This is a genomic window from Streptomyces sp. MMCC 100 (genome assembly GCF_041538145.2).
In the GTDB taxonomy this organism is placed as follows: domain Bacteria; phylum Actinomycetota; class Actinomycetes; order Streptomycetales; family Streptomycetaceae; genus Streptomyces.
Map to the genome: position 1 here is coordinate 154,134 of NZ_JBGORK020000001.1, position 15,257 is coordinate 169,390.

At 71.6% G+C, this 15,257-nt stretch carries 21 protein-coding genes and 1 pseudogene; 2 read left to right on the forward strand and 20 right to left on the reverse strand.

Annotation, left to right across the window (positions count from 1 at the left end):
* Positions 1-75: 75 nt before the first annotated feature.
* The 19 genes from ABS735_RS00780 to ABS735_RS00870 form a co-directional block, all read right to left on the reverse strand.
* Positions 76-276, reverse strand: a complete 201-nt coding sequence (locus ABS735_RS00780; protein ID WP_373904989.1) for a hypothetical protein — start codon at positions 274-276, stop codon at positions 76-78.
* Between the two features lie 166 nt (positions 277-442).
* Complete coding sequence (locus ABS735_RS00785; protein WP_373904990.1) at positions 443-2,602, reverse strand: FtsK/SpoIIIE domain-containing protein; 2,160 nt, start codon at positions 2,600-2,602, stop codon at positions 443-445.
* Positions 2,603-2,688: 86 nt separating this feature from the next.
* Entirely contained in the window at positions 2,689-2,868 is a 180-nt protein-coding gene (locus ABS735_RS00790) for a hypothetical protein (protein WP_373904991.1), read from the reverse strand.
* 2 nt (positions 2,869-2,870) lie between these two features.
* A complete protein-coding gene (locus tag ABS735_RS00795) occupies positions 2,871-3,071 on the reverse strand; it encodes a hypothetical protein (protein ID WP_373904992.1) in 201 nt (66 codons plus the stop codon).
* Positions 3,072-3,146: 75 nt separating this feature from the next.
* On the reverse strand, positions 3,147-3,461 hold the full coding sequence (locus ABS735_RS00800) for a hypothetical protein (protein ID WP_373904993.1): 315 nt from the start codon (positions 3,459-3,461) through the stop codon (positions 3,147-3,149).
* Positions 3,458-4,252 (reverse strand): hypothetical protein, encoded by a 795-nt coding sequence (locus tag ABS735_RS00805; RefSeq protein WP_373904994.1) that lies wholly within the window; start codon positions 4,250-4,252, stop codon positions 3,458-3,460. The genes ABS735_RS00800 and ABS735_RS00805 overlap by 4 nt, the downstream gene beginning before the upstream one ends.
* Complete coding sequence (locus ABS735_RS00810; protein ID WP_373904995.1) at positions 4,249-4,620, reverse strand: DUF6907 domain-containing protein; 372 nt, start codon at positions 4,618-4,620, stop codon at positions 4,249-4,251. Before ABS735_RS00810 ends, ABS735_RS00805 begins: the two co-directional genes overlap by 4 nt.
* Positions 4,617-5,075 carry a hypothetical protein gene (locus ABS735_RS00815; protein WP_373904996.1) on the reverse strand — a complete coding sequence of 153 codons (459 nt, stop codon included), beginning with the start codon at positions 5,073-5,075 and terminating at the stop codon, positions 4,617-4,619. Before ABS735_RS00815 ends, ABS735_RS00810 begins: the two co-directional genes overlap by 4 nt.
* Positions 5,072-5,215: a hypothetical protein gene (locus ABS735_RS00820; protein ID WP_373904997.1), complete on the reverse strand. Its 144-nt coding sequence runs from the start codon at positions 5,213-5,215 to the stop codon at positions 5,072-5,074. The genes ABS735_RS00815 and ABS735_RS00820 overlap by 4 nt, the downstream gene beginning before the upstream one ends.
* A 124-nt stretch (positions 5,216-5,339) precedes the next feature.
* Complete coding sequence (locus ABS735_RS00825) at positions 5,340-5,552, reverse strand: hypothetical protein (protein ID WP_373904998.1); 213 nt, start codon at positions 5,550-5,552, stop codon at positions 5,340-5,342.
* A 32-nt stretch (positions 5,553-5,584) separates the two neighbouring features.
* Positions 5,585-6,205, reverse strand: a complete 621-nt coding sequence (locus ABS735_RS00830; protein ID WP_373904999.1) for a hypothetical protein — start codon at positions 6,203-6,205, stop codon at positions 5,585-5,587.
* Positions 6,202-6,522, reverse strand: coding sequence for a hypothetical protein (locus tag ABS735_RS00835; RefSeq protein WP_373905000.1), 321 nt, complete (start codon positions 6,520-6,522; stop codon positions 6,202-6,204). Before ABS735_RS00835 ends, ABS735_RS00830 begins: the two co-directional genes overlap by 4 nt.
* The gene (locus ABS735_RS00840; protein ID WP_373905001.1) at positions 6,519-7,115 is read right to left on the reverse strand and encodes a GNAT family N-acetyltransferase; all 597 of its coding nucleotides are present in this window, start codon (positions 7,113-7,115) and stop codon (positions 6,519-6,521) included. The genes ABS735_RS00835 and ABS735_RS00840 overlap by 4 nt, the downstream gene beginning before the upstream one ends.
* A 5-nt stretch (positions 7,116-7,120) precedes the next feature.
* Positions 7,121-9,688, reverse strand: coding sequence for a DUF3987 domain-containing protein (locus ABS735_RS00845; RefSeq protein WP_373905002.1), 2,568 nt, complete (start codon positions 9,686-9,688; stop codon positions 7,121-7,123).
* Positions 9,678-9,983, reverse strand: a complete 306-nt coding sequence (locus tag ABS735_RS00850) for a hypothetical protein (RefSeq protein ID WP_373905003.1) — start codon at positions 9,981-9,983, stop codon at positions 9,678-9,680. The genes ABS735_RS00845 and ABS735_RS00850 overlap by 11 nt, the downstream gene beginning before the upstream one ends.
* A 99-nt stretch (positions 9,984-10,082) precedes the next feature.
* Entirely contained in the window at positions 10,083-10,520 is a 438-nt protein-coding gene (locus ABS735_RS00855) for a hypothetical protein (protein WP_373905004.1), read from the reverse strand.
* Complete coding sequence (locus ABS735_RS00860; RefSeq protein ID WP_373905005.1) at positions 10,517-10,732, reverse strand: hypothetical protein; 216 nt, start codon at positions 10,730-10,732, stop codon at positions 10,517-10,519. Before ABS735_RS00860 ends, ABS735_RS00855 begins: the two co-directional genes overlap by 4 nt.
* A complete protein-coding gene (locus ABS735_RS00865) occupies positions 10,729-11,763 on the reverse strand; it encodes a DUF6907 domain-containing protein (protein ID WP_373905006.1) in 1,035 nt (344 codons plus the stop codon). Before ABS735_RS00865 ends, ABS735_RS00860 begins: the two co-directional genes overlap by 4 nt.
* Before the next feature lie 14 nt (positions 11,764-11,777).
* Positions 11,778-12,068, reverse strand: a complete 291-nt coding sequence (locus ABS735_RS00870; RefSeq protein ID WP_373905007.1) for a helix-turn-helix domain-containing protein — start codon at positions 12,066-12,068, stop codon at positions 11,778-11,780.
* Between ABS735_RS00870 and ABS735_RS00875 the strand changes: the two genes are divergently transcribed.
* Entirely contained in the window at positions 12,067-13,053 is a 987-nt protein-coding gene (locus tag ABS735_RS00875) for a helix-turn-helix domain-containing protein (protein ID WP_373905008.1), read from the forward strand. The two genes, ABS735_RS00870 and ABS735_RS00875, sit on opposite strands and share 2 nt — an antisense overlap.
* A 27-nt stretch (positions 13,054-13,080) precedes the next feature.
* Here the strand turns inward: ABS735_RS00875 and ABS735_RS00880 are convergent, their stop codons facing one another.
* On the reverse strand, positions 13,081-14,574 hold the full coding sequence (locus ABS735_RS00880; protein WP_373905009.1) for a recombinase family protein: 1,494 nt from the start codon (positions 14,572-14,574) through the stop codon (positions 13,081-13,083).
* Positions 14,575-14,616: 42 nt separating this feature from the next.
* Between ABS735_RS00880 and ABS735_RS00885 the strand changes: the two are divergent.
* Positions 14,617-15,225: pseudogene (locus tag ABS735_RS00885) on the forward strand (ATPase, T2SS/T4P/T4SS family); the annotation flags it as partial.
* Between the last annotated feature and the right edge of the window lie 32 nt (positions 15,226-15,257).

Genomic DNA, 15,257 nt, shown 5'->3' on the forward strand with positions numbered 1-15,257 from the left:
TTCGTCGTGCGTCTGTGGGTGCCTGTTTCGAGGCACAGCTGTTCACCGAGATCGTGACAGGTCGCTGACCTGCGGTCAAGCGGCGGCCCGTGTGCGGCGGACGGCGGCCAGGGCAGCGACGTCGGCGGCGGCGTACCAGGGCTGCCGATCGGTGCCGCCGGAGCGGGCGAGCTGGCCGCGGCGGACGAGCTGGCGGACGCCGGCCAGGCTCACACCGAGGAGCCGCGCGGTCTGGTGGGCGGTGAGGTGGCCGGGGCGGATCATCTGCGACTCCATGCCCTCCATGATGCCGCCAGGGAGGGAGGCAGCGGAGGGGAGCCAAACGGGCCTGTTTCCCGTTTTCCAGCGCTGCCTCGGGCGGCCTCCCCCGCCTCCCTCAACGGGCGTTTCCGCAGGTCGCGCCGAGGGAGGCAGGGGAGGGAGGCGGGTGGGGAGAACTCCCTCAGATCTCGGGGTCTCCCTCGTCTTCGTCGGCCTCGGCGAGGCGGTCGAGGATGGCCTCCTGGATGCGGGTGCGGGACACCATGGACTTCCCGCCGCTCTTGTACTGCTCGGCGCCGTAGGGCTCCAGGGCCGCCTTCAGGTCGGTCGGTCCCCACTCCAGGTAGGCCGACGGGTTCCGCTCGGCGAGCCGGTGCAGGACCTCCTGGGTGAGCATGCGCGGCTCGTCACCGAGGACAGCGGCCACGTCGGTGAGCACGTCGGCGGCCGCCGTCTCGGGCACCTCCCAGACGTCGCCGACCTTGTAGGCCTTCAGCGCACGCTTGACGACCGGCGTGACCTCGTCCACGCCCTTCTCCGCCTCCCGGGCGACGTAGTGGGAGCGGATGACCTCGAACGGCTTGTTGGTGAAGCCGACGGTGACGGCGGTGCCGACGTCCTCGCCGGGGATGAGGGTGGTGGCGGTGACGCCGGCCTTGTGCTTGCCGGAGCCGAGCAGGCCGTCGTTGGCGACGTGGTCGCCGACGGCGAACGCCACACGGTGGCTGGTGTTGCGGGTGACGTCTCGCGGGATGCTGTCGGCCGTGGGCGACACGGTGACCCACACGAGGGTGATGCCCGTCTTCCGGGCCTTCTTCATCACCTTCACGGCCAGCTCGGCGGCCTCCTTGCCGTGCTCCTTGTGCATGAACAGCTCGTGGCACTCGTCGAAGACGACGACCTTGGGCCGCATCCGCGGGTCCTTCTGGGCCAGCTCCCTGGTCAGCTTGGTGTTGTCGCCGCCCAGCTCTTCGAGGAGTTTGCCCCGCTCGGTGACCTCGTCGCGCAGGCGGCGCAGCGCGTGCACGGCGGCCTCGATCTGCTCGTCCTCGTCGCCCTTGACCAGGGCCCGCAGCCGGGGCTTCAGGGGGTCGTAGTCGACGTTGTAGGCCATGACGTAGGCCTCGACGTCCACGAGCGGGTCGAGGATCGCGCCGAGCAGCAGCGCGATGACCAGGGACGACTTCCCGGAGCCCATGATGCCGCCGACCATCCAGTTGGCGGCCATGAGCTTGCCCATGATGGGTTCGCCGCGCTGGGACACGGCGACCGGTACGCCCTTGAAGTAGTCGACGGTGCCTTCGGTGAGCAGCGGCCACGGCGGGGTCGGCCCGGACAGGGAGCCCTGGTCGGCCACCCACAGGTCGAGGGTGCCGGGCAGCTTCGGCGGCTCGGTCGGCCACACCTCCACGGGCTTGCGCAGCAGGTTGTGCGCGAGCACCTTCTTCTTCCCGTTGACCATCTCGACGGTGACGCCCATGGGGAGCTGCAGCTGGGTGTGCCAGCCGGGCCCGGACCGGGTGGTGGGGGACACCCAGCGGGGCTGCCAGCCGTCCTTGATGGCCTTGTTCAGCGGGGCGATGCCCAGGTTGCTGAGGGCCTTGATGATGGCGCCCTCGTCGGGGACGACGTCGCGGTCTTCGGCGTCGGCGGGCAGGGCCCAGGCAGGGGCGGTGTGCTGGCGCCGGCCGACGGTCCAGGCGGCGCCGAGGGCGATGAGCGGCAGGGAGTACAGGGCCGGTTCCCAGATGACCGAGGCGAGGAAGGATACCCACCCGACGAAGTCGACGACGGCCTCGATGGGGGTGAGGAGGTCGCTGGTGTCCCCGGTGCCCAGGGTGATCAGGAAGCCGAGGATCAGCAGAGTGCCGACGCCGGTCGCTGTGGCGTAGCCGATGGCCTTGGGCGCGTTGATGGCCATCTGGAGGAGTTCGACGCGGCGGCGGTGGCGGGCGAACCGGTAGGCGTAGGCCCGCTGTTCCCACTGGCGGACCAGCTCTTCGTTTCCGGCGGCTTCGGCGGCGCGCATCATCCGCTCGTGGCGGGCGGTGGTGCGGGAGTCCCAGGCGCGGCGGGTGAGGAGGCGGGCGCCGCCGGCGGTGTAGGCGGCGTGCCGGACGACGGTCCTGTACCCGGCGTGCTCGCGGACCTCGACGACGACGTGGCGAAGGTGGTCGATGCGTACCCGGCGGCGGTTCCGCTTCGGCTCGCCGGTCTTCTCGGCGGGTACGGCGTCGCGGGCGGGCGTACCCGGCGTACCCGCCGTACCCGGCTGCTCAGGTACAGCAGGTACAGGCGTACCCGAGGCGCCGGGGTGGGCGGGGGCGTGAAGGTCGGTCATGCTGGTCTCTCCGGTTGCTCAGGTGGGTGATCGGGGGCCCGGGGCGGCCGGTGTACCTGGCCGGGTACGGCCGCCCCGGGGCGTACCTACTTCTTGCGGCGGGCGTTCTCGCGGGCCTGCGCCTTGGCGACGATCTCGTCGGCCTGCTTCTCCAGGCGGGCGATGCCGCCCTTGCCGCGGGCCTTGCGGCGCTGGACCTTGGCGCCGATGCGGACGACTTGGGCGATCTCGCTCCAGGTCAGGTCGTCGTGGTTGGTGGCGGGCATCGTCAGGCCTCCGTGGTGGTGTCGGGGAGCAGGGCGGCGATGGCGGCGTGGGTGCGGGCGACGTCCGCCCACGCGGCCGACGCGGCGGCGAGGGTGGTGGATGCCATCGGGTTGGATGCGACGTGCCGGTGCGCTTCGCGGGCGAGGCGCTGGGCCTCTTCTACGGCCTCGCGGGCCTGTTCCAGCTGCTCAGTGCGGTCCACTGGTTCCTCCTCGTGGCGGGCCGGGCTGTCCGGCTCCCCTCACCGCCCGTCACACTCGGGCGGATCGGGCAGCCGTCAGCGGCGCTTCTGGAAGTCGATCCACATGGACCGGAGGACCAGGACGACGATCGCGGCGGTGCCGCCGAGGATGGCCAGCGCCAGCGACGCGAAGGCGATGCCGACGCCGCCAACGCACACGGCGCAGGAGATGCCCAGCCACTCGCCGGCCGACCGCCGCGGCTTGTGCTGGTGCTCGCACTGGTGCTGCGGGGCGGGCTGCTGCCGTGCCTGCTGAGCTGCGAGGACGGCGGCGACGATCTGTTCGACGTTCACCGTGTTCTGGGCGGCCTCGCGGGCTGCGGCTTCTGCTTTCGCCAGGGCGTCGCTCATGCCGTCACCCCCGCAGCGCGCGCCTGGAGGGCGGTGCGGAACGCGTCCTGGATCTCCTTGGCCTTGGGCTGGCCGACGGACAGCCGGTCCTTGATGGCCCGGATCGACGGCAGATCCCCGGCCAGCAACTGCTCCTTGAACGCCTCGGCGGCCAAGCCGAGGCCGTACTCGGTGAGCGGCAGCGGCTCCTCGGTGGGCGCCGCGTAGTCGCCGTCGACGGTCCAGTCGGGTACAGCGCCCACGCGGGTCTCGGGTACGTACTCGGCGTGTACCTGGGGGCGTACCCGGGCGTACTCGGCTGCGGGTACGAGGGCCGTCCCGGTGGGCGCCGGCCGGGCGACGATCGGCAGCAGCCGGACTCCGGCGGGTACAGCTGCGGGGGCCGGACGCGCGGGTGCGGGTACGGCGGGTACGGGTTCCGCTTCCGGTTCGAGGGCGTACTCGTCGCGTACCTCGGCGGCCTCGGGTTCGGGGGTGTCGGCGAGGCGGTGAACCCTCCACAAAACGAGCGGGGCGATCGCGGCGACGGCGACGACCAGCCACACGTCGACCGGCAGCAGCCCGGTGGTGACGAGATGGCTCGCCGCGTTCACGGCGATGAGCGCGGCGACGGCGGCGAACACGTCACGGTGCGCGTGCAGGGCCCGGACGGTGTAGATGTCCAGGGCGCCGGGCACGGCCGCCGCCACCCACTGGTTGAAGCCGACCGCGCGGGCGAGGTCGTACTCGGCCGAGGCCGTCGCGACGAGCGCGGCGGCCAGGGCACCCCACTTCAGGTAGTCGTTGCTCACTGCCCTTCGCCTCGCAGCCGGGTGAGTTCGTCGGCGAGGTCGCGCAGCCGGTCGGCGTGCGTGTCGAGCTCGGCGGCGAAGTCGTACAGGCCGGCCGGGTCGAAGCCGCCGACACTTTCGAAGGAGAGGACGACGTGCGCCTGGACGTCGCGGGTGCTGCGCTCGGCGCAGGGCGCCTGCGAGATGCCGGCGTCTCCGATGCTGCGGCCGCGGGCGGTCAGGGGGACGTCGGGGGTGTTGTGGGTGAGGTCGGTGCGGTAGGTGCGGGGATGGTGGTCGTCGTGGCCGCGGCACCAGGAGGGCTCGGGGATGGTCACGTTGCCGTGGTCCAGCGTGGTGAGGGTGACGGTGCGGGGCTCGGTGCTCACTGGCCACCGCCGAGCGTTGTGTGGTCGAAGCGCTCGCCGCACCGGCGGTCCACGGGCGTGCCCGCGCAGGTGTAGGTGGTGAAGCCGTGCAGCCAGTCGGTGCGAGCATCGGTGGCGTGCACCGTGCAGGCGTAGACGGCGTGGTCGAGGCTCCCGTGAGCGCGGCCGTCGCGCGGGCTGTAGCCCTCGACGCAGACGCTCGCCGGGGCGCCGCAGCCGGGGCCGGTGGGCTTGGCCGTGACCGCGGGCGGCTCGTCGGCGGCCGCGGTGGTGTCCGGCTCGGCGCCGAGGGCGCGGAGCAGCAGGCGCAGACCTTCGCGGAGCGACAGTACCTGGTCGCTGTCGAGGAGTCGCTGCGCGACGCCCACGGCGACCTCGAGGTCGGTCGGTTCGCGGAGCTGGTTGCGGACGGCGGCCGCGGCGGCGCCGTAGAGCGGCTCGCGGATGTTGCTCATCGGGCACCGCCGTTCTTGGCGATGGCGCCGGTGACGCCGGCCGCGGTGACGCGCACGGTGAGGGTGCGGCCCGGGCTGCGGCGGATGATGCCCGCGGCGATCAGCCTGCGCGAGTGCAGGCTAGGGTTCTGCTGGGTCATAACGAGGTCCGATCTCGTTCGTGATCAAGTGCCGGTGCGTGTCAGCGCTCCGGTGCGGTAGGGGTCGGTCGTCGCGCGCGCCTCGGGTGTTCCACCACCCGGGAGCTGACGGCCGGCCCCGCTTCTATTCGGTTGTGCGGTACTTCTTGATCGCGTCGTTGATGGAGGTGTAGCTCCGTCCGACGTCCTTCGCGACCTTGTAGGCGCTGCCGAGTTCGGCTTTGCCGTCGGCGAGTGCCTTGCCGCGCCGTTTGAGCGCTTCGGTCAGCTGCGACTGGAGCTGTTCCACCAGCTCTTCCTCGCGCCTGAACCGAACCCGCCAGGGTTCTTCGGTCACAGACAGGAGACTATCACGGCCCCCCGTGATAGTCATGCGGCCGCCGTGGGCTGGAAGTGCAGCAGCGTCAGCCAGTCCTGCTCCGACTCGTACCGGTAGCCACACCACCGGCACGCCACCCGGGACTGCCCGGGAAGCCGGGAGATCACGGCCCCGCACACCACGCCCTCGCCGTCGACCGCCACGCAGGTCCCCAGACGCTGCGGGCGGGGCGCCGGATCGCCGACGATCGACCGCGCGGCCAACTCCAGCTCCCGCACCTCCCGCGCCAGCTCACCGGCCGCCGGGTAGTGCTCGACGATCCACTCCAGTTCCATCGCGAGCCACCGGCAGTCCGCGGCGAGGCCGGCCGGGGCGGGCGCCCCGTGGTGCGGCCAGCGGACGCGCTGCACGTCCACCCGCCACAGGTGGGTCACCTCGGCGGCCCGCGCGGTGTTCACCGTGTCGAGGACGTCCTCGTCGAGCGGGGAGCGCGGGCCGGCCGGGGTCGCCGTGACGAACTCGGCGGGCCCGGACCGGCGGGGCACCAGGCACTCGGCGACCTCGTCGTACACCTTGGGCAGTTCGGCCAGCCGCTCGGCGAGCCGCTCGGCATGACGGCCGCACAGGTACCGACCGCTCGTTTCCGTCCCGCACACCTCGCACTCGGTCACAGCAGGCCGTCCCGGCGGGCGGCGTCCTCGACGCGGTCGGCGGCGTCCCACAGCTTCAGCTCGAAGTCCCGCACGGACGCTTCGAGCAGCTCGGCCGGGTGCGGGTCGCCCGGCGCCGGGACGGAGGGCGGCACGCCGAGGCGGTACAGGCGGAAGCTGCTCAGGTAGCGGTCGCCGGCCAGTCGCTTCAGCGTGGCCTCGGCCTGGGCAGCGCTGCGGCGGGCGGCCTGGTTGTCCCAGTAGGCGTGCAGCAGGTGCATGGACTGGGCGCCGAGCGACAGCCCGACGGCCAGCATCAGGATCTCGTTCGTGGTCATCGAGGGGACCTCCAGTAGTTGTTGACCAGCGCGACGTAGCCCCTGACGTGGGCCTCGGCGGAACGGGTGAGCAGCGCGCGCAGACACCGACGGCAGACGGCGGCCGGGTTGCCCCGGCGGTGCCGGCACTGCCGGTCGAGCGCCCGCTTCATCTCCCGCTGGGCGGTCAGGCCCTGCTCTACCTGCTCCGCGTCCGGGTGGACGACGGGCAGCCCGACGCTGGCGGCGAGGGCCTCGCCGTCGGGGGAGAGCGGCGCCTTCACAGTGAGCTGGGTGGGGCACGTCCGGGCCAGGTCGGCGAGTAGGACGCTCGCCAGGCCGCGGCCGCGGTGCTCCGGGGCGACGTAGACCAGTTCCACGGAGCGGCGCTTCAGGTCGACCGAGCAGAACGCGACGAAGACGCCGTCGACCGACAGGAGCGCGGTCTGCAGCCAGACCGCGACGGGGATGCCGGGCGCGTGCTCGCGGGTGCGTTCGGCCTCCTCGAGGAGGTAGGCCCGGTAGAGGTCGGTCAGTGCGCGCGCGTGTTCATCGCTGCGCGGGTCGAAGAGCGTGCCAGTGGCGGCCGCGGGGTGCCGCAGGGTTTCTGTCATTTCTGTCAGGCACTCCTAAGGCGTGTTTCTTCTACTTCTTTCTTCTTCCAGGAGGAATCCCAGACGAGGGGGTGGGGAGCGAAGCGGGGGCTGGGGGCCCGGCCGCGCTGTCCCTCCGGCCTTTCGGGAGGCGGCAGGGGGACGACCCAGCCCTTGTCGACCAGCACGTGGATGGCGTCCTGGACCGTCTCGGAGGTCACGCCGTCCGGGCCCCACGAGTTGCCGTCTACGCCGCGTTGCGCGTCGCGGACGGTGAAGGGCTCGCGCCGCTTGTCCTCCTTGCGGCGGCGCAGCCACTCCAGGACGTCCCGGGCCGGCATGAGCTTGGCGTCCCGGTTGGTGCCCATCAGGTCGAGGCAGAGCCGCGCGTGGGTGACGAAGTACGGGGCCATCGCCAGGGCGGCACGGAGTTGTGCCGCCTGCACCTGGGTGGCGTCCGGGTCCTCGTAGAGGGTGATGAGCGCGGCGATCCGGGCGAGCTTGCCAGGCAGCTTGCTCGCCCAGGAGGCCATCGGGTGGAGGTCGCCGCCGCGCCGGAGCCGCTCCTGCATCTGCTCCTGGAAGACGTACATCTCCTCGCTGGCCTCGTCGGTGAAGGTCACCGCGCGGACCATGGCGGTTTTCCACAGGCCGTGGACGAGTCGCCCGAGCCGGTACCGAAGGTCGTCCATGACCTCGGCGGGGATCGGGACGGAGCCGCGGGGGTCCTGGTAGCCGAGACGGGACGCCGGGAAGCCGTACAAGAATCGCTGCACGAAGCCGTTGTGCAGCATCTCGTCGTCCTTCTTGCGGCCGAGCTGTTCGAGGATGATCGGCTGGACGAGCAGGCCGATCGTCAGGTGTGCGCTCTCCATCTCGATGGAGTCCCGGCCGATGCGGTCCACCGGCATGGCCTTGCCGTCGTAGGCGTCCAGGGCGAACCCGGTGTCCGAGGTGCCGCTGTTGTACAGGCCGCCCATCTGCTTGATCAGGGTGCCCTCGGAGTGGATGACGCCCATGCGGCCGCCCTGCTGCGCGGCCTTCACGGGCATCGCGGCCGGGGTGATGTCGCCGAACAGCAGTCGGGGCAGCGCGGGCACGGGACCCATTTCCCGCAGCTCCTGCTTGGCCAGCTTGGCCTCGTCCATGCGGAGCGCCCGCATGTCGGGCTTCGCCTTGATGGCGGCCTTCTCAGCGTCGTCGAGGCGCGCCTGGGCGATCTTCAGCATCTGCTCGGCGTCCTCGATCTCCGGGACGGCCTTCGCCTGGAGTTCCCGTTCCAGGCCGCGCAGCGTGTCGCTGAACGGCGCCTCGGCGGCGCTCTTGCGCTCGCCTGCACCGGCGACGGTGGCCGTCCACAGGGCAGGGGCCTCGGACCAGCCCGGCCGGACCCGGACCTGCGCGCGCCCGCCGACGGCCACGGAGACGGCCGCCAGGGCGATCATCGCGGGGATGTCCGGGGCCACCTGCACCTGCGCCGTGACCGCCTTCACGATGGCCGCCAGGTTCGGCCCGAGCAGGTCGACAGGGAACGGGGCGAGGGTGGGCCGGTCGATGGAGAGCGGCTCCTCCCACCCATCCTCAGCCCCTAGAGACTGCCTGACAGAAATGACAGAAGTCGTCCCCGCGGGCTGGTGCGGAAGCAGGCGGGAGACGTCGTCACGGCCCGCCGGGGGCCAGGGGTGCCGGGGCTGCGCCATGCCGGCGCCGAGCCCGGACGCGATCGTCGGCAGCGCCCGCCCCTCCGGGTGGTTGCCCGCCCGGGCCGCGGCGAGCAGGTGCTCGCGGGCTTCGCTCTCGGTCAGCGCCCCGGCGCCCACGAGGGTGCCGAGGTTGAACGCGGCCGTGTTGATCGTGTTGTTCTGGTCGCCGTCCAGCGCGCGAGCGATCGCGTCGCACTCCTGCTGCACCACCTTGCGGGTGTAGGCGTCGAGGCGATCCGCAGCGATGGTGACCGTGCCGACCGGCGCGGCCGCGGGCGCTGGCCGCGCGGTGAGGGCGTCGAGGAGCCAGGCGGGCGCCTGCTCCGGCGGCTGCCCCGGGTCCTCCAGGGTGTAGATGACGCCGGACTGGTGCAGGGAGCCGGGGCCGATCACGTAGGCGTTCCCGGCGCGGACGTCGCCGTCGAACTGGCCGTCCAGGGCGCCGAGCTTGTTGCCCAGCTTCAGGTCGGCGGGCGCCCAGAGGTAGTCGTGGTAGCCCTTGGCGGTGCGCACCCGCATCGTGGTCGGCCACGTCTCGCCCCGGGCCTTCGCGACGTCCTCGATGGCGCCGAGCCGGTCGCTGTCGATGACGAGCAGCTGCTCGCCGTCGGGGCCCGTGCACGCGCCGACGAAGACGCCGACGTTCTGCGGGCGCGCGTCGAGCAGCCGGCGGATGGCCGCGGGGTCCGTGGTGTGCTCGCGCGTGAACGGGACGGAGGGGTGCTTGCCCCGCTGGCTGCAGGTCGTCGGGTCGTGGCCCTTGCCGATGCCCGAGCACCGGTTCAGCTCGGGGTGGTCGACAGGGAACACCGCGAACTGGTGCTCCGCGAGCCACGCGCCGCCTGCCACCGGGGTGGTCAGGTGGGCGGTCGGCTCCGTCTCATCGGTCACGCTGCACCGCCGGGAAGTAGTACGTGCCGGTCGGGCGGCCGACGCAGCGGGACCTGCGGGGGCAGGTGCGCGGCGCGGCGGCGAGCCCGGCGGCGTGGACATGCTGGTGGTCGCAGAACGGGCAGTCGACGACGAGGAGCGCGCGCGGCTCGCCGTCCTCGAACTGCGTGTCGCGGTAGGCGACGACGCGGGCCGCGGCGGCGGCCATGCCGAGGCGGGCGGGCTGCCGCTGGATCGGCGCCTCGTCCTTCTCGGTGTCCTCCCTGAACAGCGGGAGGGTGGTGGTGCTGTTCACGAACGTGCTCTCTTCTACGAGCGGGGCCTGTGGGGTTCGTGAGTGCGCGCGCGGCCCCGGGCCAGGGGGAGTGGTCCGGGGCCGCGGTGCGCTCCCCGGTCAGCCGGGGGTTCGTGTCCGGTTGAGCGTCCGCGCGTGGTCGGCGGCGTAGCGCCGCATGTGCTGCTGTGCCTCGGTGGCGATGTAGGCCCACCGGGTCCCGGCCGGGACGTGAATCTCGACCTCGCGGGCGGCGAGGAAGAACCGGGAGGCGATCGCGCTGCCGAGGCTCATGCCGACGCGGAGGGCGTCTTCGCCGAGGCGGACGACCGCGGTGTGGCAGTCGGTGGAGTACCGGGTCTGCTCGTAGAGGTCGTGGCTGACCTGGGCGTGGGTGTCGTACCGGCCGGTGAGGTCGACGGTGACGACGAGGCGGACCTCGGGTACCGGCACCTCGACGGGCGGTCCCTGCGGGGGCGGCGGGGTGTCGTCCGGGGCGGTCGCGACGGGCGTGGGGCTGAGGCCGGCGGGCCATTCGCCGGGTCGGCGGTCGTTCATGCTGCCCTCCGTGCCTCGGGCTGGGTGAAGGCGGTGCGGATGATGGCGCGCTGCTCATCGCTGAGGGGCGGGGCGGCGGCCACGATGCGGTCGATGCGCCGCCAGTAGGCGGCGTTCCGCTCGGGGTCCTCGAAGCGGACCGGACGGTCGGCGCGGGCCTGGCGGCCGGAGGCGCTCCCCCCGGCCGCCAGCGCGTTGGTCGCGGTGCTCATGCGCGGGCCACCGCGAGGATGGCGTCCGCCTTGGCCTCCAGCTCGGCCGTGCGACGGGCGATGTCCCGGTCCCCGGCCTCCCGGTCCAAGCGGGCGATCTCCGAGTCGCCGTCGAAGTCGTCCATGGCGATCTCCTCGGCCTGGTCGACGACGGCCTCCAGCTCGATGACGAAGCCGCGCATCGCGGTGAGCACCTCGCGGGCCTTGGCCGCCGTGAGCTCGCCGGTGGTGGTGCCGTAGTCGAGCCAGACGCGGGTCTCGCGGCCGTAGGCCTGCGCCTTGTCGTTCGAGAGAACGATGCGCGCGGCCAGGAACGGGATGCGCGCGTTCTCGGACTCCGGCGTGCTGGCGTCGATGTCCCGCAGCGTGGTCTCGACGGGAGCGGTGGAGTGCCAGTCCATCCCGAACCGGTCGCCGTGTTCCGAGATGCACCAGGGCGGGCAGCTCCACCGGGCCATCCACTCGGCCCCGCGCAACTGGGCGGTGAGGGGGCCGTCGTCGCGGAAGACGGAGCTTGTCCTGCTCATCTGGCCGTGCAACTCCCGCAGCGTGGCCGCGAGCTGTCCGGCTCGATCGGCGGCCAGCGCGGTGCTGGCGGTGTCGAGGAATGAAACGTTCCCGCTGTCCTCGGACAGGTGCACGGTGGGCGCGTCGTCGCAGTTCGGGTCGTAGCCGAGCTGTGCGACGAGGTGCAGCGGACGCTCAGCACTGCTGGGGAACACGACGTGATGCTCGGCACCGATGTGCTCGGTCCAGGAGTCGCCGTCGTCGGCGGTGTGGGCGATGCATGCTCCCGGTCGGCACCAGGGGAAGTGGCCGGGTGAGGGCTGCTTGTGGGCCAGCTGGGCCGCCGCGTCTTCGGCGATCTGCGCGGCCAGCTCGGGCGTGTACTGGTCGGGGAGCACCGCCTGCATGGCGGTGGCGACCGCGTCCGGGAGGGCCTCGATGACGCGCGCCAGGTCAAGGCGGGCGCCGTCGCGCTGGTCAGGTCGGGTCGACGTCTCCGTTGACGTCGGTACGATGTGCTGCATGAGCGTCTCGTTTCTTACTTAGCGGTAGGTGCGGAGTGCTCGACAGAGGCGGCCGGCTGGACCCCGGCCGCTTCGTCGTTTCCAGTGGCGGACGCTCCGGACTGGACCTCCGGAGCGGCGCCGTGGCTCGCCGTCTTGGCGAGCAGCTCTTCGTCGAACTTCTGGATGGCAGACGCCGGGTACAGGAAGCGGCGTCCGACCTTGGTGCCCTTGGGGCCGTAGCCCACGTGCCGCCAGTACCGGACCGTGCCGGGCACTGTGCGGTAGCGGGCTGCGACCTCAGCGGTGGTGAGGTAGTGCTCCATGGTCAACCTTCTCAAGGATGCGACACCGGTGATCGGTGATGCTCATGGAGCATGCACCGCCACCCAGCGGCTGTCAACCTTGTCAGGGCTCAACTTCCCGGTACTCTTCATCCTCATGACGGATAAGCGCGAGTCAACGCAAGCCAACGGTGACGCTGAGGTGTCCCAGGCGGCCCGGCTACGGCGGAAACTAGGGCGTCGGCTCAGGCTGGCGAGGGTCGCGCGGGGACTCTCGCAGCAGGGTGTGGCCGATGCCATGAAGGCATACGGCTTCAACTGGGTGCAGACGACAGTCGCCAAGACCGAGGGTGCCGACCGCCCTGCTCAGTTCGTCGAGGTCGTAGCGCTAGCGGATGTGCTTGGTCGCGACATCGGGTTCTTCCTGTCGGGAAGGACAGACCTGGACCGACTCAAAGACGAAATTGCAGCGGAGCGCGCACAAAACGATAGGGAAGTCGAAGTGGCGCGGCAGCAGCTGATGACGCTGGAAGCGCGAGGCTCGGACATCGCGAGGGCTCAGCTCCTCGCTCTGGCGATCACGGCCTATACGTATGACCAAGATGTCGAGGAGCTACGAAAATCCCTTGAGACGATTCAGCTGTCCTTCTATTCGGCTTTGCGTGCCAGCGGTCGGGTTCTGGATGCCGCAAAGATCCCGCGACGGATCGTCGACGAAATCGACAGGTCCGCGTGCGTATCGGCAGCGCAGGCACTGCTGGAGGCGAACGGAGAGATGAAGGGTGTCCATTTCTATCGACCAGTGCAGGTGGGACCCGAAGTCGACGGGCGACGGCGATACCGGTCGGAGACGTTGGAAGCGCGCGAAGTTGTAAAGTTGGCGAAGAAGGTAGTCGAGGGGGGCGAGGTCTCGAACTACTTCCTCACCGCGCTTAGGGGGACGGCGGTTTGGGGTGCAACGGCGCAGGACATGTTTGTTCGCGCCGTGGTGCGATTGGTAGAGCCGCGTGATAGCGACACCGAATGAGGCGCGCCAATGCATCATTGCTTCGCATCATTTAACGCCGCCGCGTTTCCAATCGAACGCCACGGCGTCGTAGTCGAAGTACCCGCCGTCCGGCATCCGGCCGGGCCGTGGCGTCTTCAGCGTCACCTCCACCAGGGCCCTCAGTACCGCCCGCTGCCGGTCCAGCCCCAACGCCTTCCACGCCTCCCGCACGTCCGGCGCCCCCACCAGGCCGGCCAGCGGATCCGCAGTCGCAGCGCGCGCCAGCTGCCGCGTGACGCCCTCCAACTGCCCGCGCGCGGTGTCCATGCCCTCGGTGAACGCCCCCAGCTCGAGCTGGCCCGCACCGAACAGGCCGCCGAGGTCCCGCATCCGCGCGCGGATCTGCTCGCCCTCCGCCTGGAGCGCGGCCACGTTCACGCCCTCCGGGGCGGGCTCCAGCAGCTCGTGCGCGTCCGGCCGGGACAGCCGCTCCACGATCGTGTCCTCGACGTACTGGTCGACGACCTCGGCGCGCCGGCCGCCGCCATGCCCGGTCTGGCACCGGTACGACGGGAACCGGCGGCCACCGGACTGGGTGACGTACACGAAGTGCGGGCAGTCGCCGCGGCCGCACCGGTACAGCATCGATCCCAGCCATTTCGGCGTCGCCCCGGGCGTCGTCCGGCGGGCGGGGTCCTTGAGGATCGCTACGACCGCGCGGTACTTCGCCTCGTCGACGATCGGCTCCCACTGGCCCTTGCCGACCTCCTCGCCCTTGTAGACGGCGATGCCGGCGTTGCGCGGCCGGATGAGCATGTCCCGCATGTCCTGGTGGGTGACCGGGTTGCCGCGGGTGGTGAGGATGCCTTTGTCGGCGCACCACTTCACCAGCGACCGCACGGACGCCCCGGCGAGGATCTCGTCCGTCCAGTACCGCAGCGCCTCGGCTTCCTCGGGCACGACCTTGGTCATGTCCAGCTCCGGCACCTCGGTCTCCTCGCCGGTCTTCCGGTCCACACGCTTCTTCACCTCGCCCGTGGGCACGCCCCAGCCGAACGGACGGATGCCGCCAGCCCACTCCCCGGCCATCGCCTTCTGCTGGCGGGCCCGGGCCACGCGGTGGCCCTTGTGCTCGGACTCCTGGCGGGCGACGGCGCCGAGGATCCGCGCAGTCATCCGGCCGGACGGCGTGGCGAGGTCGATCGTCCCGGCCTGCACGGTGTGGGTCGCGATGCCGCGGCGCTCGGACAGGTTGATGTACTCCTCCAGCTCGGTGGGGGAGCGGTGCAGCCGGTCGGTGTGCCAGACGATGACGACGGTCGCGTTGCCGTCGTCGAGGTCGGCGAGCATCCGCCGGTAGTCCTTGCGGAGCTTCCCGGAGTACGCGGACACGTCGTTGTCGACGTAGGTCTCGACGACGTCCCAGCCGTTCCGTTCGGCGAGGGCCTCGCAGTCCTCGCGCTGGCGGTCGACGCCGAGGCCGGCGCCGGTGCGGTCCTGGCTGATGCGGCAGTAGATGACCGCGCGCGTCCGGGTGTCCCCCGTCTGGGTGCTCTTCATGGGCTGAGTGTGCCTCAGTAGAGGCGTCATTGTCCCAGGTTCGGGAAGACGACGCTGCTCAGCGCCCTGCTCGGGCTCGTCGGACCGGACGAGCGCATCGTGCTGGCCGAGGACTCGGCGGAACTGCGACCCGACCATCCGCACGTCGTCCGTCTGGAGACCAGACCGGCGAACCAGGAGGCCGCGGGCCTGGTCACTCTTGAGGACCTGGTTCGGCAGGCGCTGCGCATGCGCCCGGACCGGCTGGTCGTGGGCGAGGTGCGCGGTCCCGAAGTGGTCCATCTGCTCGCCGCGTTGAACACGGGTCACGAAGGCGGGTGCGGGACCGTGCACGCCAACGCCGCAGCTGACGTCCCGGCCCGGCTGGAGGCGCTCGGCACGGCCGCCGGGCTGGATCGCGCGGCCCTGCACAGCCAGCTCGCGGCGGCCCTCTCCGTGGTCCTCCACCTGGTCCGTGACCGCACGGGACGGCGCCGGATCGCCGAGGTGCACGTACTGGAGCGGGACCCGTCGGGGCTGGTGCGGACGGTACCGGCGCTGCGATGGGGAGCAGAGGCCTTCGTGGCCGAACGCGGCTGGCAGCGGCTGCGGGAGCTGTTGCGCGGTGCAGGGCTCGAAGAACGGGCCGTCGGACGGGAGGCGCAGAGGTGACGATCACGACGGGGACGAGCATGACGGGGACG

Bases quoted from the DNA above. Each gene is read 5' to 3' on its own strand.
- ABS735_RS00820 (WP_373904997.1), bottom strand. From the start codon at position 5,215: ATGACCCAGCAGAACCCTAGCCTGCACTCGCGCAGGCTGATCGCCGCG.
- ABS735_RS00815 (WP_373904996.1), bottom strand. From the start codon at position 5,075: ATGAGCAACATCCGCGAGCCGCTCTACGGCGCCGCCGCGGCCGCCGTC.
- ABS735_RS00880 (WP_373905009.1), bottom strand. From the start codon at position 14,574: ATGAAGAGCACCCAGACGGGGGACACCCGGACGCGCGCGGTCATCTAC.
- ABS735_RS00790 (WP_373904991.1), bottom strand. From the start codon at position 2,868: ATGCCCGCCACCAACCACGACGACCTGACCTGGAGCGAGATCGCCCAA.
- ABS735_RS00870 (WP_373905007.1), bottom strand. From the start codon at position 12,068: ATGGAGCACTACCTCACCACCGCTGAGGTCGCAGCCCGCTACCGCACA.
- ABS735_RS00855 (WP_373905004.1), bottom strand. From the start codon at position 10,520: ATGAACGACCGCCGACCCGGCGAATGGCCCGCCGGCCTCAGCCCCACG.
- ABS735_RS00785 (WP_373904990.1), bottom strand. From the start codon at position 2,602: ATGACCGACCTTCACGCCCCCGCCCACCCCGGCGCCTCGGGTACGCCT.
- ABS735_RS00780 (WP_373904989.1), bottom strand. From the start codon at position 276: ATGGAGTCGCAGATGATCCGCCCCGGCCACCTCACCGCCCACCAGACC.
- ABS735_RS00840 (WP_373905001.1), bottom strand. From the start codon at position 7,115: ATGACAGAAACCCTGCGGCACCCCGCGGCCGCCACTGGCACGCTCTTC.
- ABS735_RS00800 (WP_373904993.1), bottom strand. From the start codon at position 3,461: ATGAGCGACGCCCTGGCGAAAGCAGAAGCCGCAGCCCGCGAGGCCGCC.
- ABS735_RS00865 (WP_373905006.1), bottom strand. From the start codon at position 11,763: ATGCAGCACATCGTACCGACGTCAACGGAGACGTCGACCCGACCTGAC.
- ABS735_RS00875 (WP_373905008.1), top strand. From the start codon at position 12,067: ATGGTCAACCTTCTCAAGGATGCGACACCGGTGATCGGTGATGCTCAT.
- ABS735_RS00860 (WP_373905005.1), bottom strand. From the start codon at position 10,732: ATGAGCACCGCGACCAACGCGCTGGCGGCCGGGGGGAGCGCCTCCGGC.
- ABS735_RS00835 (WP_373905000.1), bottom strand. From the start codon at position 6,522: ATGACCACGAACGAGATCCTGATGCTGGCCGTCGGGCTGTCGCTCGGC.